Source organism: Paenibacillus polygoni (assembly GCF_030263935.1).
Lineage (GTDB): Bacteria > Bacillota > Bacilli > Paenibacillales > Paenibacillaceae > Paenibacillus > Paenibacillus polygoni.
Genome location: NZ_CP127162.1, coordinates 2,766,190 through 2,785,367, shown reverse-complemented (window position 1 = coordinate 2,785,367; position 19,178 = coordinate 2,766,190). Strand labels below are relative to the sequence as shown.

Annotated in this window: 19 protein-coding genes; 16 read left to right on the top strand and 3 right to left on the bottom strand. The window is 40.1% G+C overall.

Annotated features, from left to right (window positions below; genetic code table 11):
• The first annotated feature begins 179 nt into the window (after nt 1-179).
• Both rhaD and QPK24_RS13420 read left to right on the top strand, forming a co-directional pair.
• Nucleotides 180-1,022 (top strand): rhamnulose-1-phosphate aldolase, encoded by an 843-nt coding sequence (gene rhaD / locus QPK24_RS13425; protein WP_285741827.1) that lies wholly within the window; start codon nt 180-182, stop codon nt 1,020-1,022.
• A gap of 158 nt (nt 1,023-1,180) precedes the next feature.
• Nucleotides 1,181-1,489 (top strand): hypothetical protein, encoded by a 309-nt coding sequence (locus QPK24_RS13420; protein ID WP_160031587.1) that lies wholly within the window; start codon nt 1,181-1,183, stop codon nt 1,487-1,489.
• 159 nt (nt 1,490-1,648) lie between these two features.
• Here the strand turns inward: QPK24_RS13420 and QPK24_RS13415 are convergent, their stop codons facing one another.
• A complete protein-coding gene (locus QPK24_RS13415; protein ID WP_285741823.1) occupies nt 1,649-4,150 on the bottom strand; it encodes a pectate lyase family protein in 2,502 nt (833 codons plus the stop codon).
• A gap of 284 nt (nt 4,151-4,434) precedes the next feature.
• On the opposite strand from QPK24_RS13415, the gene QPK24_RS13410 reads away from it, so the two are divergent.
• The 9 genes from QPK24_RS13410 (at nt 4,435) to QPK24_RS13370 (ending at nt 12,467) form a co-directional block, all read left to right on the top strand.
• Nucleotides 4,435-5,226, top strand: coding sequence for an AraC family transcriptional regulator (locus QPK24_RS13410; protein ID WP_285741821.1), 792 nt, complete (start codon nt 4,435-4,437; stop codon nt 5,224-5,226).
• A 37-nt stretch (nt 5,227-5,263) separates the two neighbouring features.
• Complete coding sequence (locus QPK24_RS13405; RefSeq protein WP_285749314.1) at nt 5,264-5,917, top strand: M48 family metallopeptidase; 654 nt, start codon at nt 5,264-5,266, stop codon at nt 5,915-5,917.
• Nucleotides 5,918-6,064: 147 nt separating this feature from the next.
• A complete protein-coding gene (locus tag QPK24_RS13400; RefSeq protein ID WP_285741819.1) occupies nt 6,065-6,595 on the top strand; it encodes a GNAT family N-acetyltransferase in 531 nt (176 codons plus the stop codon).
• Nucleotides 6,596-6,629: 34 nt separating this feature from the next.
• Nucleotides 6,630-8,228, top strand: a complete 1,599-nt coding sequence (nikA, locus tag QPK24_RS13395) for a nickel ABC transporter substrate-binding protein (protein ID WP_407082917.1) — start codon at nt 6,630-6,632, stop codon at nt 8,226-8,228.
• A 65-nt stretch (nt 8,229-8,293) separates the two neighbouring features.
• Nucleotides 8,294-9,223, top strand: coding sequence for a nickel/cobalt ABC transporter permease (gene opp1B, locus QPK24_RS13390; protein ID WP_285741817.1), 930 nt, complete (start codon nt 8,294-8,296; stop codon nt 9,221-9,223).
• A gap of 2 nt (nt 9,224-9,225) precedes the next feature.
• Nucleotides 9,226-10,062 (top strand): nickel/cobalt ABC transporter permease, encoded by an 837-nt coding sequence (gene opp1C / locus QPK24_RS13385; RefSeq protein WP_285741816.1) that lies wholly within the window; start codon nt 9,226-9,228, stop codon nt 10,060-10,062.
• 13 nt (nt 10,063-10,075) lie between these two features.
• Nucleotides 10,076-10,885 carry an ABC transporter ATP-binding protein gene (locus tag QPK24_RS13380; RefSeq protein WP_285749311.1) on the top strand — a complete coding sequence of 270 codons (810 nt, stop codon included), beginning with the start codon at nt 10,076-10,078 and terminating at the stop codon, nt 10,883-10,885.
• Nucleotides 10,885-11,640: an ABC transporter ATP-binding protein gene (locus QPK24_RS13375; RefSeq protein WP_285741814.1), complete on the top strand. Its 756-nt coding sequence runs from the start codon at nt 10,885-10,887 to the stop codon at nt 11,638-11,640. Before QPK24_RS13380 ends, QPK24_RS13375 begins: the two co-directional genes overlap by 1 nt.
• A 314-nt stretch (nt 11,641-11,954) precedes the next feature.
• The gene (locus QPK24_RS13370) at nt 11,955-12,467 is read left to right on the top strand and encodes a hypothetical protein (RefSeq protein WP_285741812.1); all 513 of its coding nucleotides are present in this window, start codon (nt 11,955-11,957) and stop codon (nt 12,465-12,467) included.
• Between the two features lie 4 nt (nt 12,468-12,471).
• Here QPK24_RS13370 and QPK24_RS13365 read toward each other — a convergent pair whose 3' ends face one another.
• Nucleotides 12,472-13,059, bottom strand: coding sequence for a hypothetical protein (locus QPK24_RS13365; protein WP_285741810.1), 588 nt, complete (start codon nt 13,057-13,059; stop codon nt 12,472-12,474).
• A gap of 304 nt (nt 13,060-13,363) precedes the next feature.
• On the opposite strand from QPK24_RS13365, the gene QPK24_RS13360 reads away from it, so the two are divergent.
• The 5 genes from QPK24_RS13360 (at nt 13,364) to QPK24_RS13340 (ending at nt 17,598) form a co-directional block, all read left to right on the top strand.
• Nucleotides 13,364-14,347 carry a phosphotransferase enzyme family protein gene (locus QPK24_RS13360; RefSeq protein WP_285741808.1) on the top strand — a complete coding sequence of 328 codons (984 nt, stop codon included), beginning with the start codon at nt 13,364-13,366 and terminating at the stop codon, nt 14,345-14,347.
• 20 nt (nt 14,348-14,367) lie between these two features.
• On the top strand, nt 14,368-15,147 hold the full coding sequence (locus QPK24_RS13355) for a Cof-type HAD-IIB family hydrolase (protein ID WP_285741806.1): 780 nt from the start codon (nt 14,368-14,370) through the stop codon (nt 15,145-15,147).
• A gap of 112 nt (nt 15,148-15,259) precedes the next feature.
• The gene (locus QPK24_RS13350) at nt 15,260-15,760 is read left to right on the top strand and encodes an RrF2 family transcriptional regulator (protein ID WP_285741804.1); all 501 of its coding nucleotides are present in this window, start codon (nt 15,260-15,262) and stop codon (nt 15,758-15,760) included.
• Nucleotides 15,761-15,861: 101 nt separating this feature from the next.
• Nucleotides 15,862-16,746, top strand: a complete 885-nt coding sequence (locus QPK24_RS13345) for a class I SAM-dependent methyltransferase (protein WP_285741802.1) — start codon at nt 15,862-15,864, stop codon at nt 16,744-16,746.
• 57 nt (nt 16,747-16,803) lie between these two features.
• Nucleotides 16,804-17,598, top strand: coding sequence for a phosphotransferase (locus tag QPK24_RS13340; protein WP_285741800.1), 795 nt, complete (start codon nt 16,804-16,806; stop codon nt 17,596-17,598).
• A 242-nt stretch (nt 17,599-17,840) separates the two neighbouring features.
• On the opposite strand, the gene QPK24_RS13335 is transcribed toward QPK24_RS13340, so the two are convergent.
• Nucleotides 17,841-18,704, bottom strand: a complete 864-nt coding sequence (locus QPK24_RS13335) for an alpha/beta fold hydrolase (protein WP_285741798.1) — start codon at nt 18,702-18,704, stop codon at nt 17,841-17,843.
• Nucleotides 18,705-19,178 lie beyond the last annotated feature (474 nt).

Genomic DNA, 19,178 nt, shown 5'->3' with positions numbered 1-19,178 from the left:
TTATGGATCTCATATGGTGTATCTTTGTTTATGTGGACTTCAAAGAAAATAACAGATATGATAAATGGTAAAAAGATGGATTTCAGTAATCTAAGAGTCAAACCCAACGAATTGTTTTTAATGTCTCACAAGATCTATTGTAATGTTTACTTATATTAGAAAGGATTGTGGTGACGAAGATGAGTACGACTCATGGATGGATGAAGGGGAATGTTCCAGCACTTGATATACCCTTTGTTAGAGTGATGGCGGAAGCAACACAGCATATGTGGAGATTTGGCTGGGACGAACGAAATGGAGGCAATGTCAGCTATCTTCTTGATGAATCAGAAGTGGCTGCCTATATGGATATTGAACGAGTAATCCGTACATTTAAGCCTGCTTTTCCAGTTAACGAACTAGCAGGAAAGTACTTTATCGTAACGGGTTCCGGGAAATATTTTAAAAACATTATTGATGATCCAGAAGCTAATCTCGGTGTGATTCGTATATCTGAGGATGGGGAGACCCTGGAGCTTCTTTGGGGATTACCAGATGATGCGAAGCCAACAAGCGAGCTGGCTGCCCACTTCATGAGTCATATCGAAAGGATAAAAATTGATCCTAATCATCGTGTAGTCATACATAATCATGCGACAAATGTGATAGCGATGACTTTTATTCATGAATTAGATGAGGATAAGTTTACGAGAACTCTATGGGAAATGTGCACCGAATGTATTGTTGTTTTTCCTGACGGGATCGGAATTATCCCTTGGATGGTACCGGGTTCTAGTGAGATTGGACGAGAGACCGCACTCAAAATGGCAGAACACCGTGCTGTGTTATGGCCGCATCATGGTATCTTTGGTACTGGCAATTCTATTGACGATGCGTTAGGGCTGATCGAAACGATTGAAAAAGCAGCTCAGATCTATATGTTAATTGCACACCACGAAATTAAGCAAAGAATAACAAACAAAGAGTTAATCGAGCTTGCAGAGGAATTTGGAGTTGTACCACGTCCTGGAATCTTAAATTAATTAATTCAAAGCTTCTATCCAGTAGGATAGGGCTTTTCTTATGTAATGAGACAAGATAAGCTGGACTTTCTTTGACAGAAAGTTTGGGGAATGAGAAAATAGGTTTCGATGTAAAAAATATAGAGATTTTTTAGTGAGTCGATATAGGGGGCATATCAATGAACCAGCGTTTTCGTATAACACGATCGATGCAAGAAAACATCACAGAACAAGCTATTACGTTGGAAGAGTGCAAAGAATACTTTGCAACCAAACCCGATTTTACCTACACGGAAGTTTTTACCGTAAAAGGCACAGAGAGCACCATGTCAATTAAAGGTGATTTCTTCATGTGGAAATATGAGAATCTTGAAATTCCGTTCCGACTTTACATGGGAGACATCTACGTAGCCGTTGCAAACGAAGCAGTCATTCCTAAAATGCTAGAAATTTCATCAGATCTTCGTGCTGATGTGGTTGAAGGGTAAACCTTACTTTTAAAAGAAGCATAGCCTGCTGGATGAATAAATATGTTCAGGTAATCAAGCATATTTTGATCCCCCATACACAAAAATATGGGGGATTTTGACCATCCCCCATATAGTAATCTTACTATTCAAACTCTACTCACCACATGTGACTGCAGTTTACTCACCTAATGGATCAAAGCTATCCTTAACGCTCACATGGGAGAACTTCGCATAGTTCAACTGTTCAATATCATTCGCTACATCATTGCTGTCTACAGCCATGCCAACAAATACAGAATCTCGCATCGCGATCGTTTTCTCGCCGATTTTTGTCCAGTTGCTGCCGTCTGGAGAACCATAAGCATAGAAGGTATCGCCGCTACGTCCAAGTTTCAGCCAGTATCCTTGTTCCACACCATTCAGTTTAAATGCAATGTCAGGAAGGAGCTGAATTCCTGCTTCTTGTGCTGCAGATGGGCTGTCGAGCGTTTCGGTTAATCGGTCGAAGTCCGCACCCTTACTGTTTCTTCCTGCTAGATAGGCAGACCAGCTATAATCTTTCGATAATTTTACAGCAGACAGTCCTAGAGCAGCAGTAGCGCTATCCTTTTTCAAATCATCTCGAATCATCAATCCGGTAAAAGCATGATTGTCTACAGAACCAATCTCCGCAAGCTTTGCGGTAATCTCCATATCACCTGATAATTCCTTATATACGAAATGGAAGTCGTCTTTATCTGCATCATTCTCACGTGATTGCTTCGTGCTGCCTTCACTCATCCCGAGCTTCCCGTTACCTTTCACGGTGAATACTCCATCTGTCATACTTGCAGTACCCTTAAGATCAGGAGATCCAACATCATCAGATTTAAAACCTTCACTAGCAAGAGAGTGAGAAGGCGCATTTACATGAATATTAGCAGCGGTAGTTTGCGCTGTATTTCCTTTCGAATCCGTAACTCTTGCCGAGATATAATACGAAGCATCCGCAAGATCTTTAATTGTATACTCGTAGTTATTCCCTTTCTTCACCGCATCGCCAAGATACTCTGAACCATTGTATACAGCAACCTTACTAATGGTATGTCCGAATTTGGAGTCCGCTTTGATTTTTACGGAGAGGTCTTCTCCTACTTTCAATTGTGTATTATTATCTGGTTTTGTCAGTTTGGCTTCAGGATTCTCTGCTACATGGTTCATATCGACTAGACTATTGATGTAGAGTTCAAGCCAGGTATAACCTTGGTCTGTCACCGTCTTGTATGCATCTACGGTATCCCAAATCTTGTTTTTCTTTTCCCAATCATCCTCAATCCCGTTTTGATTTGTGTCATAAGTTGCAGGATGCTGTTCTTCAATCACGCCAAAAGGAGAGACATAGCCTCCAACCTCATGTTCTGTGTTGATATATCTACCTAACCCTTTTTCTACTTCAGCTACAATTCTTGCATCAATTGCGTCACGCCGAGGATAGGTGGCTCCTGCTTGCTGTAAGATTGCATCAAGTAATTTACCATTCGCTATTTTCACACCATTTTGTACATAATCATCAAAAGCTTGATTCGTAATTCCGTGATTTACGCCCGTACTATCTGCGGATAGATAAGGTGTAACGGCATATGTCGTCTTTGTATCACCTTCGACATCACCTGAGTTTCGGATATGTTTTGAAGAAGGGTCAAGTATTCCCGTTGGTTTATTATTAATCTGATTGCCTGCGATGTAGAAACCGCCTATTTTTTTAGATTCGCCAGCATCGAGGACGCGGTCTTTTACATTATCTCTGGTGCCTGGGCCTGCAATCTCAACGTTGTTCATAAAATTAGTATAGGTAAAGCCGCCGCCATATGTCGTATTAAATCCCCAGTTATAGATGACGTTGTTAGAGAATTGAACGACAGCAACATGATCTGCGTTGGCCGCACCAGCATAACCTCCGCCGAGTCTTGGATTCCGCGAAGTGTGATTTGCGTACAGATTATGATGGAAGGTTGTTTTATCTCCGCCGGCAATACCGCCGTAGCCATGCCGACCTTTCGAGTGCCCAGACAGCGTCAGACTCTCTGAAATAATTGACCACTGAATGGTTCCGTTCTCACCTCTGTAAGTAGACAGGGTCTCATCTGTGTTCCAACTGAAGGAGGAGTGATCAATGATAAAATAGTTGTTGTCTCTTCCCCATAGGGCATCCATTGAATCACTGCCATTATAGACATTGGTTGCACCTGGTCGGAAGGAGAGATACCTGATGATAATGTTTTCGGAATCGCTGATATTCGTATCCCAGCCCGCAATGGTAATTCCATTGCCAGGTGCTGTTTGACCCGCAATGGTCAGGTTTTTAATGTTTTTAAAACGAAGGGTGCCTTTTAGTTCAATGGTACCGGAGACGTTGAAAACAATCGTACGTCCTTCTTTCGGAGTAGATTGAATCCCATATCGAAGCGATCCTTCAATGGGCTTTTCTTTTTCACCATAATCCTCAAGGTTCGTAACAATGTATACATCGCCGCCACGACCGCCGCTGGTGTAAGCTCCGCCGCCTTCTGCACCAGGAAAAGCGGGGATCAGCGCTCCTTTGAACTGACTTCCTTCCGCTGCCTGTACAGAATCAAGACCAAAAGGCTGCAATCCTGTGAATGAAAGCGCTACCGAAAAACTCAAAAAGACGGTCATCATCTTTCTTGAACCTCTTCCTCTTAACTTCCATTTCATCTGATTGTTTGTATAACATGAATGCATTTAGGACGATCTGCAATCCTGTTATACTCCCTCCCCTCATTAATAGGTTGCTTACGTTATTACTTTAAATCTTTCTCTTTGTATTTACATGCCATAAGTTTATTATTTTGTGCCAAATATTGTAGTTTGTTCTTGTACTAATGAGGATACATATATTATGTTCTTAGTAGTGAAGTAGAGTTCGTTAGGAAATTCTAACGCGAATAGGGGAGGAGTAAGGTGTGAAAATCAAATACCAGCATCGCGATCACGATTTTCATCTATTTATTTCTACGAATAATACGTATCCTCTTCATTTGCATAAGAATGTCGAAATCACCTTGGTGTTATCAGGGGAAATTAATATAACTATTAATCAGCAAGATTATAGTTTGTCTGAAGGAGAGATCGCGATCGTTTTTCCTAACCAGCCACATAGCTATACGACGAAGAAAAACAATCAGATTTTGCTGATCTTTTTCGATGCTGCCTTTCCAGGGGACTATACAGGAGATTTACTTAACTATATACCAGACAGTCCGATCCTCTCAAAGAACGAGGTCATAAAGAACGCCCTCACTATGCTGTGCAAATTATATGATGAACAAGTAGACAGACGCTTGATTAAGGCATACCTATCCGTAATTCTAGGACATGCGATGCCGCTGCTGTCTCTGCAAAAAGCAGATTATACGAAAGATATGAATATCATTCATAAAATACTTACCTATATTGACCTCCATTACTTAGAGCCGATCACGCTTGATACCCTTTCAAAAGAGCTCGGGATCAGTAAATTTCATGCTTCCCGTACCTTCTCCGAACAGTTCCAAATCTCGTTCCGAGATTATATTAATGCCCAGCGGGCCGCTTATGCTTACATGCTGCTGACGTCCACTACGAAACCAGTCACTGCTATTGCATTTGATTCTGGATTTAATAGTTTGCGATCTTTCTATCGTGCTTTTAAAAAGGAATATGCCGCTACGCCTAATGAATTTCGAAGAAATATTTCGGAAGCCATGCGTTTATAGTAATATAGAGAAAATATATATAGAAACGATGTTGATGATGAAAATTGAACTAGACAACCAGCAAATTGAATTTCATGTGGAATATGGTCCACGTAAAAAACTCTCCATTCAGATCTATCCTTCGGGCCTGATCATTGTGAAAGCGCCAAAGCATACAGAAGATGAGGTAATCATGAACGCTGTACGTCAGCAAGGAGATAAGATTGTAAAACAACTCCGCGCGATTGAAGCCGCTCGTACACCGTCAAAGATAAGGGAGTACGAAGAAGAAGGGAAATTCCTTCATCTGGGAAAGTATTATTTCTTGCATGAACTCATTGAGACGCAGGGACGAACAGAAGAAGAGTTAAGAGCAGATTTAAAGAAATTTTACTTTACAAGCTGTAAGAAAGTGATTAACGAACGTATCAAAATCTATCAAAAGCAGCTCAAAGTTACGCCCAAATCCTTTGTCATTGAGGAATCTAGGACGAAGTGGGGGAGCTGCAACTCAGCGAAACAGCTTACTTTTAATTACCGTCTTGCGATGGCGCCGATCGAGGTCATTGATTATGTCGTGATTCATGAACTCTGCCATTTGCTGCATATGAATCATGATCGTTCTTTTTGGAGACGAGTGGGAAGTATAATGAAGGATTACAAAGAAAAAGAGGCCTACCTTGCGAGATATGGGCAAGATATGTCATTGTAAACATCACTGACAAACCATATATTGTAAGGTTTGTTCTTTTCTTGTGCGTAAGATGTCGAAACTGCTCACAAAAACTTGAATTTTCGCTTTGTGACTACTAATATTAATCCATAGAAATGTTTAGGATAAGGGGAAGTTTGAGAGAAAATGAAAATACAGCAGCCGTATAGTATAAGAAAAGTGCAAGCTTGCGAACGTGACCAAATCGTAGAGTTTATGATGAGGGTACGTAAAGAAATCTTCCCGATGTTAACTCAGGATGAGCTTCCGCCAGACTTACTTCATTTTAATGAATATTATATGGAGCAGGACGATGCAGCGATTTTTGCTGCTTTTTTTGAGGATGGAACGGTGATTGGAACCATCGCGATTACTCCATATGATGGGAGATTTGTTCAACTGGATCGATTCTATCATCATAGTAAAACTGCAGAAGTTGTGAAATGCTATGTTGATCGGAACTATCGAAGATTCGGTTTGGGATCGATTTTATTTGGTGAAGCCTTGCAATTTTGTAAGCAGGCTGACTATGAAACGCTATATTTGCATACCCATCCGTTTCTTCCTGGCGCGATTCCATTTTGGAAATCAAAAGGTTTCGAAGAAAGATTAGCTGAAGATGATCCGATCTGGAATACACTTCATATGGATATGCAAGTAGATCAGCATGATGCATAGAATTATAGTTTATACAAAAAAGGGAGCATACGAAGTGAAAAAACTGCAAATCAATATGACCTTATTACTCTGTTTACTTATTGTATTCGTTACAGGATGTCAGGGAGGGGGTACATCTAGCACGGAAGATCGTTCACGCGATGAAATCGTCTATGCCAGCACAAAAGATATAAGAGATATCAACCCTCATTTATATAGCGGGGAAATGTCAGCCCAAAATATGGTGTTTGAATCACTTGTGATTAATACGAATGAAGGTGTAAAGCCTGCTCTAGCTGAGAGTTGGGACATTTCAGAAGACGGGTTAGGGTATACCTTTCATTTGAGACAAGATGTTACTTTTACCGATGGAGAGCCTTTTAATGCAGATGCGGTAAAGTTAAACATGGATGCAATATTAAAAAATAGTGAACGCCATGCTTGGCTTGATATGGTCAATGAGATCAAAGAAAACGTGGTAGTCGATGAATATACATATAAACTTGTATTAAAGCATCCCTACTATCCTGCTCTAACTGAACTCGGCCTTACTCGTCCATTCCGTTTTATCTCGCCTAAATCTTTTATTGATGGACAGACAAAAGATGGAGTTAGCAGTTATGCAGGGACAGGTCCTTGGGTGTTAACGGAACACAAAGAGGGGCAGTATGCCATATTTACCGCCAATGAAAATTATTGGGGTGAAAAACCAAAAGTCTCTACGGTGAAGTGGAAGGTAATGCCGGATCCGCAAACGATCTTGCTTGCTCTTCAAAAAGGAGAAGTGGATCTTATCTTTGGTGCTGACGGCGATATGATAGATATTGATTCGTTCAAAGCATTAGAAGAACAAGGTCAATATACAACAGATATAAGTAAACCGGTTGCTTCTAGAGCTATTTTACTCAACTCCAACAAGCCGATTACAGGTGATGTTAAAGTCCGTGAAGCGTTTCAATATGCAATTGATAAAAAGTCCATCGCTGATGAGATTCTGAATGGTTCGGAATCTGTGGCAGATACGTTGCTCTCGTCAACGGTGCCTTATAGTGATCTGGATTTAGAGGTAAGAACGTTTGACCCCGATAAGGCAAACAAACTTTTAGATGAAGCAGGCTGGGCACTTGGAAATGACGGCTATCGATATAAGGATGGAAAAAAATTAGAGCTTTCTATTTACTATAACTCTAACAATGCGCAAGAAAAAACAATCAGCGAATTCATCCAAAGCGATTTTAAAAACGTTGGAGCTGAACTAAAAATCATTGGTGAAGAGAAACAAGCCTTTTTAGATCGACAAAAATCAGGGGAGTTTGATCTCATGTACTCCTTATCATGGGGTACTCCGTATGACCCTCAATCTTATCTATCCTCATGGAGAATTCCAGCACATGGTGATTATCAAGCACAGATTGGACTGGAGAAAAAAGAATGGTTAGATGATACCATTACAGCCGTGATGATTGAGGCAAGTGAAGAGAAGCGTCAGGAGATGTATAAAGATATTCTCTCTTATATTCATGATGAGGGAGTATATATTCCTCTTACGTATTCGCGCACAAAAGCAGTTTATGTTCCGGAGTTAAAAGGTGTAACATTTAATGTTTCCCAATACGAGATACCATTTGAAAAGATGTATTTCGAACAATCATAATTTAAGGTGAAAAAGGCAGATCCCAAGCATCTGTCTTTTTCATTCATTTTAGGGAGAATCACAAAATGGGAAATTACATGATAAAAAGATTACTAAGCATGATACCCATCTTATTAGGTATATCCTTTTTGTCTTTTATTCTGATTAATTTAAGTCCAAGTGACCCGGCTGAAGTCGCACTTCGTGTGAATGAAATCACACCGACAGAAGCAGCGGTTGCGGAAATGCGCTCAGAACTTGGCCTCGACAAGTCTTTTATTGAGAGGTATGCAGCATGGGTAGTGGACAGTCTGCAAGGAGATTTTGGTAACAGTTATATTACGAACAAACCGGTCATTAGCGAAATGAGCCGAGCCATTCCTGTGACTTTGCATTTAGCCATGGTGTCACTAGCGATTATTTTGACGGTTAGCATCGTGGCCGCAGTCATATGTACCGTTTATGAGGGTACGATGATTGACCGGTTTATAAGAGGATTGGTTTTTGTATCGGAGGCCATACCAAGCTTCTGGATTGGTTTACTCCTCATGTGGTTATTTGCTGTAAAGCTAAATTTACTGCCCACAAGTGGAATGGAGTCCCCGGGCTCCGTTATTCTTCCAGCCGTGACTCTTTCTTTTGCCTATATATCAACCTACGTCAGACTGCTTAGAAATAACATGGTGAAGAACAAGCTGGAGAATTACGTACTGTATGCAAAAGCTCGCGGCTTAAAGGAACGGAAGATTTTTGAACATATATTTAAAAACTCTCTGCAATCCTCGATTGCTGCACTTGGCATGTCCATCCCTAAACTTATCGCAGGTACGGTGATCGTGGAAAATATCTTTGCATGGCCCGGAGTAGGGCGATTATGTATTACAGCGATATTTAATCATGATTATCCAGTCATTCAAGCTTATGTACTTCTGATGGCGGTATTATTTGTAGGCTGTAATTTACTTGTTGATATCATTACGATGTTATTATATCCAAGACTTAGAAAAGAGGCTTAACTGTGGGGGTAATAAATAGATTAAAAAATGATCGTTTAGCGATGATATGTATAGGTTTTCTATTTGTTGTCATTTTGGCTGGAATATTTGCACCTATGCTTGCACCGCATAATCCGATTGAAACCAACGTAAAAGAGAAATTTGCAGGGATAAGTATGAGCTATCCGCTGGGTACAGATCAACTTGGGCGCTGCATTTTGTCAAGGTTACTCTATGGGATACGTACCACGGTATTTACCTCCTTTTTAGCAATGGCAGCAACGATTATCATAGGTACGTTTCTCGGAGTGATCGCTGGGATTTCACGAGGGAAAGTAGATGAACTCATTATGAGAATATGTGATGTATTTTTATCTTTTCCAAGTGAAGTGATGATTCTGGCGATTGTGGGAATGATGGGTCCCGGCTTATTTAATGTGATTCTCGCAAGTATTATCGCAAAATGGGCTTGGTACACTCGGATGATCCGTACGATTGTTTTAAAATATACGGACAAAAATTATATCCGGTTTGCTAAAGTGTCAGGTTGCAGTACGAGGCATATTGTAAAAACACATATTTTACCGGGAGCAGCTGGAGAAATTGCAGTGTTAGCTACACTGGATACGGGATCTGTCATCTTGGTCATTTCAGCCCTGTCATTCTTAGGATTAGGAGTACAAGCTCCGACACCTGAGTGGGGGATGATGCTTAATGAAGCAAAAAATGTGATGATTGTACATCCTTATCAAATGCTTGCTCCTGGAATAGCGATTCTGCTTGTGGTAGCGGCTTTTCATTTCGTAGGGGACAGCTTGCAAGATGCCTTTGATACGAAACGGGGAACGAAGAAGGGGTGAGATGAACTTGAGTGTGTTAAAAGTAAAGGGCTTATCCATTACAGATGAACGGAAAAAGACAGTCCTCGTAGAAAATGTGAATTTTACGCTAGATCGCAATCATTGTCTAGGTATTGTCGGAGAAAGCGGAAGCGGTAAGTCTATTACCACAAAGGCTATACTGGGACTAACTCAGCCCTCACTGAAGGTTACAGGGCATGTTTATTTTGATGGCGATGATCTGTTGCAGCTAGGTAAGAAAGAGATGAGAAAGATAAGAGGCAAGCGGATCTGCATGATCTTGCAAGACGCGATGTCTGCCTTTGATCCGTTATATACCATGGGAAGTCAAATGATTGAGACCTTGTGTGAGAACCTCGAAATATCGAAAAAAGAAGCGAGAGTTCTCTCTATTATAGAGCTTGAAAAGATGCAAATTAAAGAACCAGAACAAGTGCTGAAGAAATACCCGCATCAGTTATCAGGCGGTATGCTGCAGCGGTGTATGATTGCGATTGCGATGGCAGTGAAACCAGATATTATTATTGCGGATGAACCTACAACTGCGCTGGATTCGATCACGCAAAATGAGGTAGTAAAAGAGTTTGAACGACTGAGAAGTGAACTCGATACGGCTGTTATTTTTATATCACATGACCTCGGTGTTGTACAAAGACTAGCACAAACGGTACTTGTCATGAAAGATGGAAAACAAGTAGAGTACGGGAAAATAGAAGATGTATTCTCAAACCCAGAGCAGGACTATACGAAGTTTTTAATTCATACCCGAGAACAATTAACGAAGTCCTTTTCAGATGCGATGAGAAAGGATGATCCTGTGTAATGCTTGAAGTAAAAAATGTATATAAGTACTATAAACGATCTGGGAAGGGACTTCGAAAAGAGAAGCTGAACGTATTACAGGATGTTTCTTTTCATATACATGCAGGCGAATGTGTGGGCTTGGTTGGAGAGAGCGGAAGCGGAAAAAGTACATTAGGCAGGCTCATCTTAGGTCTTGAAAAAGCTGACGCTGGCTCCATACGTATGGAAGACAAAGAGATAACGACATGGATCAAAGAAAATAAGGGACAAATGAGCGTTGTTTTTCAGGACTATACCTCATCCGCTAATCCTTATTATAAAGTGAGTGACGTCATTAGTGAGCTGCTTCGAGCCTTTGGAACAACTGGAGATATTCAGGAACAAGTGGAATCATTGTTACAAAAAGTGGGACTCCCTTTATCGGTGGCAAATAAGTATCCCCATGAACTAAGCGGCGGCCAATTACAAAGAGTGTGCATCGCGAGAGCGATTAGTAGAAATCCAAGATTTCTAGTGCTGGATGAAGCGATTAGCTCACTTGATGTGTCAACACAATCACAAATTATGGAACTGCTGTTCAGGCTGAAAGAAAACGATAATATGACGATTCTCTTCATCGCCCACGACCTGCAGGCCGTATCCCATTTATGTGATCGAGTCCTGTTTATGGAGAATGGACAAATTGTAGAGCAGATTGCAACTAAGAGCCTCTCTGCGGTTCAGAACGACTATGCAAAACGACTGCTGGATTCTGTTATTTCATTTCATGTCTAATCGGGTGAGTTGGGTAAGGTGAAGAACAGACAAGGAATAGTATAATGGTTGGGTATTAGGCTGCTGGTTAATCTAGCAGCTTTTTTTTGCTATAGTTTACAGGGATCGAGATTATTTATGGGTTTTACCAAACCTAATTCCTTCATTGAGCGTTTTAATAGACATATAGCAGTGGTATAACAGTGATATCTATTTGATGGGATAGAAACAAAAGTTTACATAGCAACAACACAGCCCTAAATTGTAGTTACAATAGATCTTTTAATGTAGATATGCAATGAATACATATAAGAAAATACAAGGGAGATTCATTTATGAAGAGAAAAGGTGCTTTTATTGCGACATTATCTTTAGCTATGGTAACAACAGCGATGATTGCTTTTGCTTCCACAAGTACAACTCAGGAGAAGGTGACTCCTGAATCTAGTGAAATAGAGAGTGCTGTTACGCATCCTCCTATCGAGGATCACTTAGAAAGCACTACTTCTGATGATAAGCCGAACTCCATTGGCGATACCACAAAGGGAGGCGCCGTTGTATCAAAGTATTTTACTGTAAATGAGGGATACGGTCATCTTAGGCTCCTTATAAAAAATAATAGCCGCCATCCAGTGAGAGTTAACTTAATACATAGAAGTACGGATAAGTTATATTTTTCAAGAGAGATTGATGGAAACAAATCTATAACTTGGGAGAATTATGACAATGGTTACGAACAAGGAATGCGTGATGGAGAATATATACTTCAATGGAGTGGTGCTGGTTATAAAGTTAATGGAGAATTTACTGGGAAAATGGGTTCATCCGTTTCTGATGTTATAAAATAATTTATTAATCAACCATGTAAAGCTTCCATTCTTCATCCTTTTTTGTAATTACAAATGAGTAGGAATGCTGCGTTATCTCTTCCGTTGCTTCCATGCAAATAACAACCGCATTATAGTAATATTCTGACTTCGTTTTATAAACTTTCTCAATCGTATCAATACCATAAAACATAAATTCCTTGTCTTTATCCTCTGTAAAAAAGATGTCTTGTCCTGTTATAGGCACGCTGTCCTTTACATCGGATCTCAGCTGCGCAGCATACGTTGTTAGATCTTGATTAATAATGGTTTCTAGCACCGTTTGTAGCGTATCTATGGCCCCTTTATCCATTTTATCCTCTACATCAGCCCATTCGATAAACACACCTTCTTTAAACTTACTCTCCTCGACAGGCGGGATATCGTTAGGTCCGATAACGAGTTCAACTCTACTTTCTGATTCTTCGTTATGTTTAGTCTCTATTTGAGGTTGAGGTTCTTCTACAAGGGGCACTATTTTCACTTCTTCCTGAGTAGCTTCTTTTGAGATGCATCCGCTTAATAGTATGGTGATAAGTAAGAATAGGATTCCGATTTTCTTGCTTTTATTCATAAAAAATGCCTCCTAACTTACTAAGAAACAAAAAAAATCAATATAAAACAAAAAAAATCAATATAAAACAAAATCAATATAAAACCCTACTAATTAAGAAATGTACATGGTTGAAAAATAGTTTGGCTTCCATATAATAACCATATTTTAACATCCGTTAAGAATAACCACAATTATATAATGACTAGTTACAATCGGTTATAGTCATATTCTCCCCATAGTACGATGTCGGTTCATGTTATGCTAACCATAAGAGAAATCGATGTTAGCTGAATATATCCGATCTGAGGAGCGATGCGAATCTATGCTGAAACTGAAGTATCTATTCAATAATGAAGACTTAGCAGAAATGATTTTAAAAAATTGGAGTTTTGATGAAGAATCAAAGGAGATGTTTACCTATTATCGCATATCCTCAAATGCCATTTATCCGTATATCGATAAGGGTATGGCTCATTTCTTACGGTTTTCCCCTGTATCAGAGAAAATGAAATCTAATATACTAGCAGAACTTGATTTTATTTCGTACTTGCTTGGCAAAGAGTATGGAGTGCTAGAGTCGATTCCATCAAAGGATGGAGAGAAGCTTGTTGAGGTAAACACTCCGTGGGGCGAATACTATGCATCGGCTTTTAAGCGTGTACCCGGCAAGCAGATTAGTAACACGGATTTTAGTGATGAAATCGTTTTTAGTTATGGAAAATCACTGGGAAGGCTGCATTACTTATCTAGTCAATACACACCTCGAAATTTCGAAAGATGGTCCTATGGCGATGTATTAGATTGGATGGAAGAAGTGGTGAAGAATCACCCAGATGAACTGACTGCAAAGAAAGAAATGAAATTACTGAGATCTTATTTTGCTGCCCTTCCTAAATCTGCTGAGAATTATGGATTGATTCATTATGATTTTGAAAACGATAACGTATTTTACGATGAGAATACTAAATCCTGTTATGTTATTGACTTTGATAATGCGATGTACCACTGGTATGGCATGGATATTGAGCAAGCACTGGATAGTTTGCAGGATTATACTCCCATGGAGTTATTTCAGCAGAAGAAACAATGCTTTTTAGACGGTTATCTCACGGAATATGAATATTCAAATGATCTTGACACTTACTTACCCGTATTCCGGCGTTTTGCGAATCTATATGGGTATGTACGAATTTTAAAATCTACGGAGGAAAAATGGGATCATGAGCCTGAATGGCTAACAAATCTACGAGAGAAACTGACAGCTGCACTCAAAGCAAAAGCAACTTCATTTGGTCAGCCGATCTAAGGGAGGATATTTGCAAATCAATGTATAAAATTGTGTTTTTTGACGTCGATGGTACGCTATTAAGTGAAATTGACAGAACCCTGCCCGTAAGCACGAAAGAAGCAATCAGAGAGTTGATCGAGAGGGGAATAAAAGTTGTAGTTGCAACAGGAAGACCCTACAGTCTGTGTGAAGAGTTTAAGATGATGGGGATTGACACGATTATTTCTGCGAATGGGGCACTGATCAAATGTGATGAAGAAGTCATCTATAAATCAGTGCTTTCGATAGAAATGGTCCGAGATATTTCTTCTTTTGCTGAACAAAACGGTCACGGTATGTCCTATTTCACCGAACAATTTACTATGAACGGGATTGGCATTGATGATGAGCGGATCATGGGGGCACTGCAAGAGACGTTGAGTATTACGCAGTATCCAGAGAAAGTAGTTTCCCTATCTGATGAAGTATACTGTATATGTTTATATGCGGATGTTAACGAAATTCAAAAATTTGAGATCCAATTCCCCCAGCTCAGATTTGAGCGTTTCCATGATTATGTTACAAATGTTCTCGAAGAAGCCGATGTATCCAAATCAGCTGCGATCAAAAGAGTGCTAGACTATCTGGACATTTCCAAAGAGGAAGCCATCGCTTTTGGTGACGGAGGAAATGATATCGACATGCTGGAGTATGCAGGTCTCGGCATAGCGATGGGAAATGGTAATGAACGACTCAAGCAAAGAGCGGACTTTGTTACGAAAAAGGCAAGCGAAGACGGCATTTCCTATGCATTAAGGAAATTTGGCGTTATTTCGTAGCTGGCGTACGATGGTCTCAATTTTATTAATTAATTGCTAAAATTAGGCTAATGATTTATTATAGACATCTTAGGTCCATAATTAAGGTGATGATAGGAAAGGAACAAGGAAAATGCAATTCTCAAAAAGTACAGATTACGCTTTGCACGCATTAGTACATTTAGGTAACTCGAGCAGTCTAAGCAATATTGGAATCAAGGAATTATCCTCATCCATTGGTGTTTCCGAAAGTTACTTATCTAAAATTATGTCTAAGTTACGGCAAAATGGAATGGTACGTGCTGTTCCTGGGGTCAATGGTGGATATGAACTAGCACGTCCGGCGGAGCAAATCTCTTTCCTTGATGTGGTTCAAGTGATTGAAGGGAATCAGCAGCTGTTTGAATGTTCGCATGCCAATTCCCGATTGCATGAGTTGCTAACACACGAGGGAGATGCACCCTTATGTCAGGAACATCCAGAGCATCATAGTATTTGTTTGATTGAAAAGGTGATGGACGGGGCAGAGCAACATCTATATCAGTACTTAAAGGAACACACAATTGGGTCCATATTGGATGAGGCAGCAAAACGCTGTAATCATAAAGGAAATAAGGAAGGAAATAAGGAGTAAGTATTTTTTTATTCTAATTATGGATATGTGATGTCTATAATTGGTCGGCAACTTCGTAATGTGAAGATACAATATAATACAGAGGATAAAGAGGAGTAACTATGAACGATTTTTTTAATGAAGCTATATGGGAAAAAGCGTGGAAAGAGCATGGTGAGAACGCTCAGAAAAAAATGAAAAGCGCTGGAGTTCAGCCCTCCAATGCTTTTGATCATAAAGCAAAGATGTTTAATGAGCAGTCATTTAATGAAGCAGGGAAAAAGAGAACTTCACGAATCATGAGCTGGCTTGAAGGGCAAGGGGTACAATTTAATAATGCGTCTGTACTGGATATCGGCGCCGCCTCGGGAGTGTTTTCGATACCATTCGCAGAAAGGGGAGCCCATGTAACTGCAGTAGAGTCTTCTCTGCCCCTGGTAGAACTTTTAAAAGAAAATGTCGCTGCACTCGCCGGAAATGAAGTAACTATCATCCCTGAACCATTCGAAAATATCGACGTGATTGCAAGCGGATGGGTAGATGCTTTCCATCTTGTATTTGCCTCGATGTGTCCGGTTATTCTAGATTGGCAAAGTGTTGAAAAGCTGCTTCTCTGTGCTCGTGAGTATTGTTATATCAGTATGCCGGCGGGCTCCATCGAGATTAGTCTAATCAATGAAATATGGCCGCTGATTACGGACCAACCTTTCAAAAAGAAACACATGGAAATGGGTTATCTGCTTCATCTTCTGTACCTTAAAGGCTACTCCTACGAGTCGCTTATATCGAAGGAAACTAAAACAACAGAAGTCTCAAAAGAAGATGCGTTAAAGGAAGTACTGCACTGGTTAAAGAATCATGACTTGCCTACGGATGAACAAGTCCAGAAGATAGTTACAGACTATTTGGATGAAGCCTATCCATCTGGTAAAGTCGTGATAAAGCAAAGTGGGCGTTATGGCAAGGTACTTGTCCGTTTACAGGCTGAAGAGATGTATACGAAATGATGCCTGAGCGAAAACGTGAATAAGCGGAACGGATTACTTTTGGGGAGGTTATATAGAGTGGCAAACCAAGAGCATGAAGAAGAGTTAACTGGGGGAAATGTCTCTAAAGTGTACCGAGTAGCTGATACGGTACGGCGAGAACTTCATTCGGACAGCTCTAGAATCCATAAACTGTTACAGCATCTAGAGGATAAAGGTTTTCATTATGCCCCAAAGTTTTTAGGGATCGATGAAAAAGGAAGAGAGATATTATCGTTCATCGAGGGGGAAGCTGGTAATTACCCCGTTAAAGAGTATATGTGGTCTAATGAAACATTAACTAAAATAGCGAAAATGCTCCGTCTTTACCATGATTCTGTTACAGATTTTCGATTTGATTCTAGCTGGAAACCCATTGATCTTACTCCAGAGCCTCTTGAGGTCATCTGTCATAATGATTTTGCGATATATAATATTATTTTTGATAAAGAAACGCCGGTAGGTATTATAGATTATGATGTTGCTGCGCCAGGACCGAGACTCTGGGATATCTCTTATACGCTGTACACCTGTGTTCCCTTAAGCAGATTCTATCTGTCTAAAACAGGGGAACCTATTCCTTATGATCCAGTGAAGCATGCAGGTCGAATAAAACAAAGGATCGCTTTGTTTCTTGAGTCTTACGGTACAGAAATAACAAGTGATGTTCTCAATATAGTATTGCTGCGTTTAGAAGGACTGTGTAAAACGATAACGAGAAGAGCGAAGCAAGGGGAAGTCGCATTTCAAAAAATGATAGATGAAGGGCATCTGGAACACTATCAGAGTGATATTAGATTCATTCAGGAACATAGGAAAGCGTGGGTGTATTAGTTCTACTTATTGGTTTAGTTAGTTTGTCTTTAGAAACAGTTCGGTACCGTTCCTGTTTTTGAAATGGCGAATTATGAAAAGAGTACAAGGTAGGGAGAATCACATTATCCTATTTTGCTTTCCAACCGTGTTAAATATGGAATTAAGACCCATATACAAAAAACAACCGTCTGATGGATATTCCTAGAGTCGGTTGTTTTTCGATCTACAATCATAAATTTTAGATATTCGAAAATATAAATTTATTTTTCTATTGGGAACTTTTGAATGTGGTTAAGGATAATTTCAGATACCTCTGGTTCATTAAACTGTGTTAGCCAGTGACCCGCATTCAGTTCATGGAAATCATAATAACCTTTCATATAGGTGTGACTTTTCTCTACTCCTGCACGAGCAAGCGCTAAATCTTCGTTTCCCCAGATGAAAGCGGTCGGAGTTTCAACATCTTTATATGGAATCTGTTCTTCAACCTGCATGATGCCGCGATACCAATTGATAACTGCAGTTCTGGCCTCAGGCTGCGAGAAAATCCTCATATAGTCTTCCTGTGTTTCTTGATCGAAGCCTTCCCATAAATGACGCAAAACAGCATAATCATTAGCAGCTATTAAGGATTCAGGAACCTCCGGTTCCATAAATTTAGTTACATAAGTACCTTTTTGTTTTTGCACCGGATCATTTTCGAGCGCCCACTTGTAAGCTTCCCAATGAGGCACAGACATAGCAGTCCAAGTCTGTATCCGCTGAGGATATAAAGTGACAACGCTCCAACCAACGGCTGCCCCCAGATCATGTCCAACCAGGTGGAATTTACCCGAGCAGCCCATTACATCTGCAAATCCAATGACATCAGCAGAAAGTTTTCTCAAAGAATAATTTTCATAGCCGTCAGGACGGGCACCGTCTGAATATCCTCTTTGGTCTGGAGCTAGACAGCGATAGCCGAGCGCGGCCAATTTAGACATTGTTTCTTCCCATATAATCGAACTTTCTGGAAATCCGTGAAGGAAAATGACCAGTTCACCGTCTTGCTCTAACCCCGCCGTACGGCAGCGGTACTCCATACCATTCATTTTGAGTGTAGTTGTAGTAACTGTAGTGTTCATAAGAATCTCCTTATAGCGTAATAAATTATTAGATATTATTAGAGTGGTAAATCTTGGTGTATACGACTCCTAGTAAAATAAACTACCCTTCCCGCTTGCATATGTCAAGTTATCCATATGTATTAGAAGTCCTCTTCGTAATATGTAAACCACTCTCATAATGTTTACCGCCTTTCTACGGAGAAACGTTTCCGTAGAATCGAATCTTTCAAATCTTTTAAAACTACGTACGGCGAAAGCCGACGGATCACTTTGCGATAGCAAAGAAACATTCACTCACAATTCATAGCAATTCACAGCGATTCACTCGTAATTTGAACTCGTTATTTAGTACTCATTATGGTACTCGTTATTCCAGTTTTGGAGTTTAAGCGGAACTTGTGTTAAACAAGTGAAGATCAATAGATGCCCGGTGAGGTTTTTGGATCGTGAGCGACTTTTGGCTTTGCGCAGCAAAACAAGTGGAGCGAATGA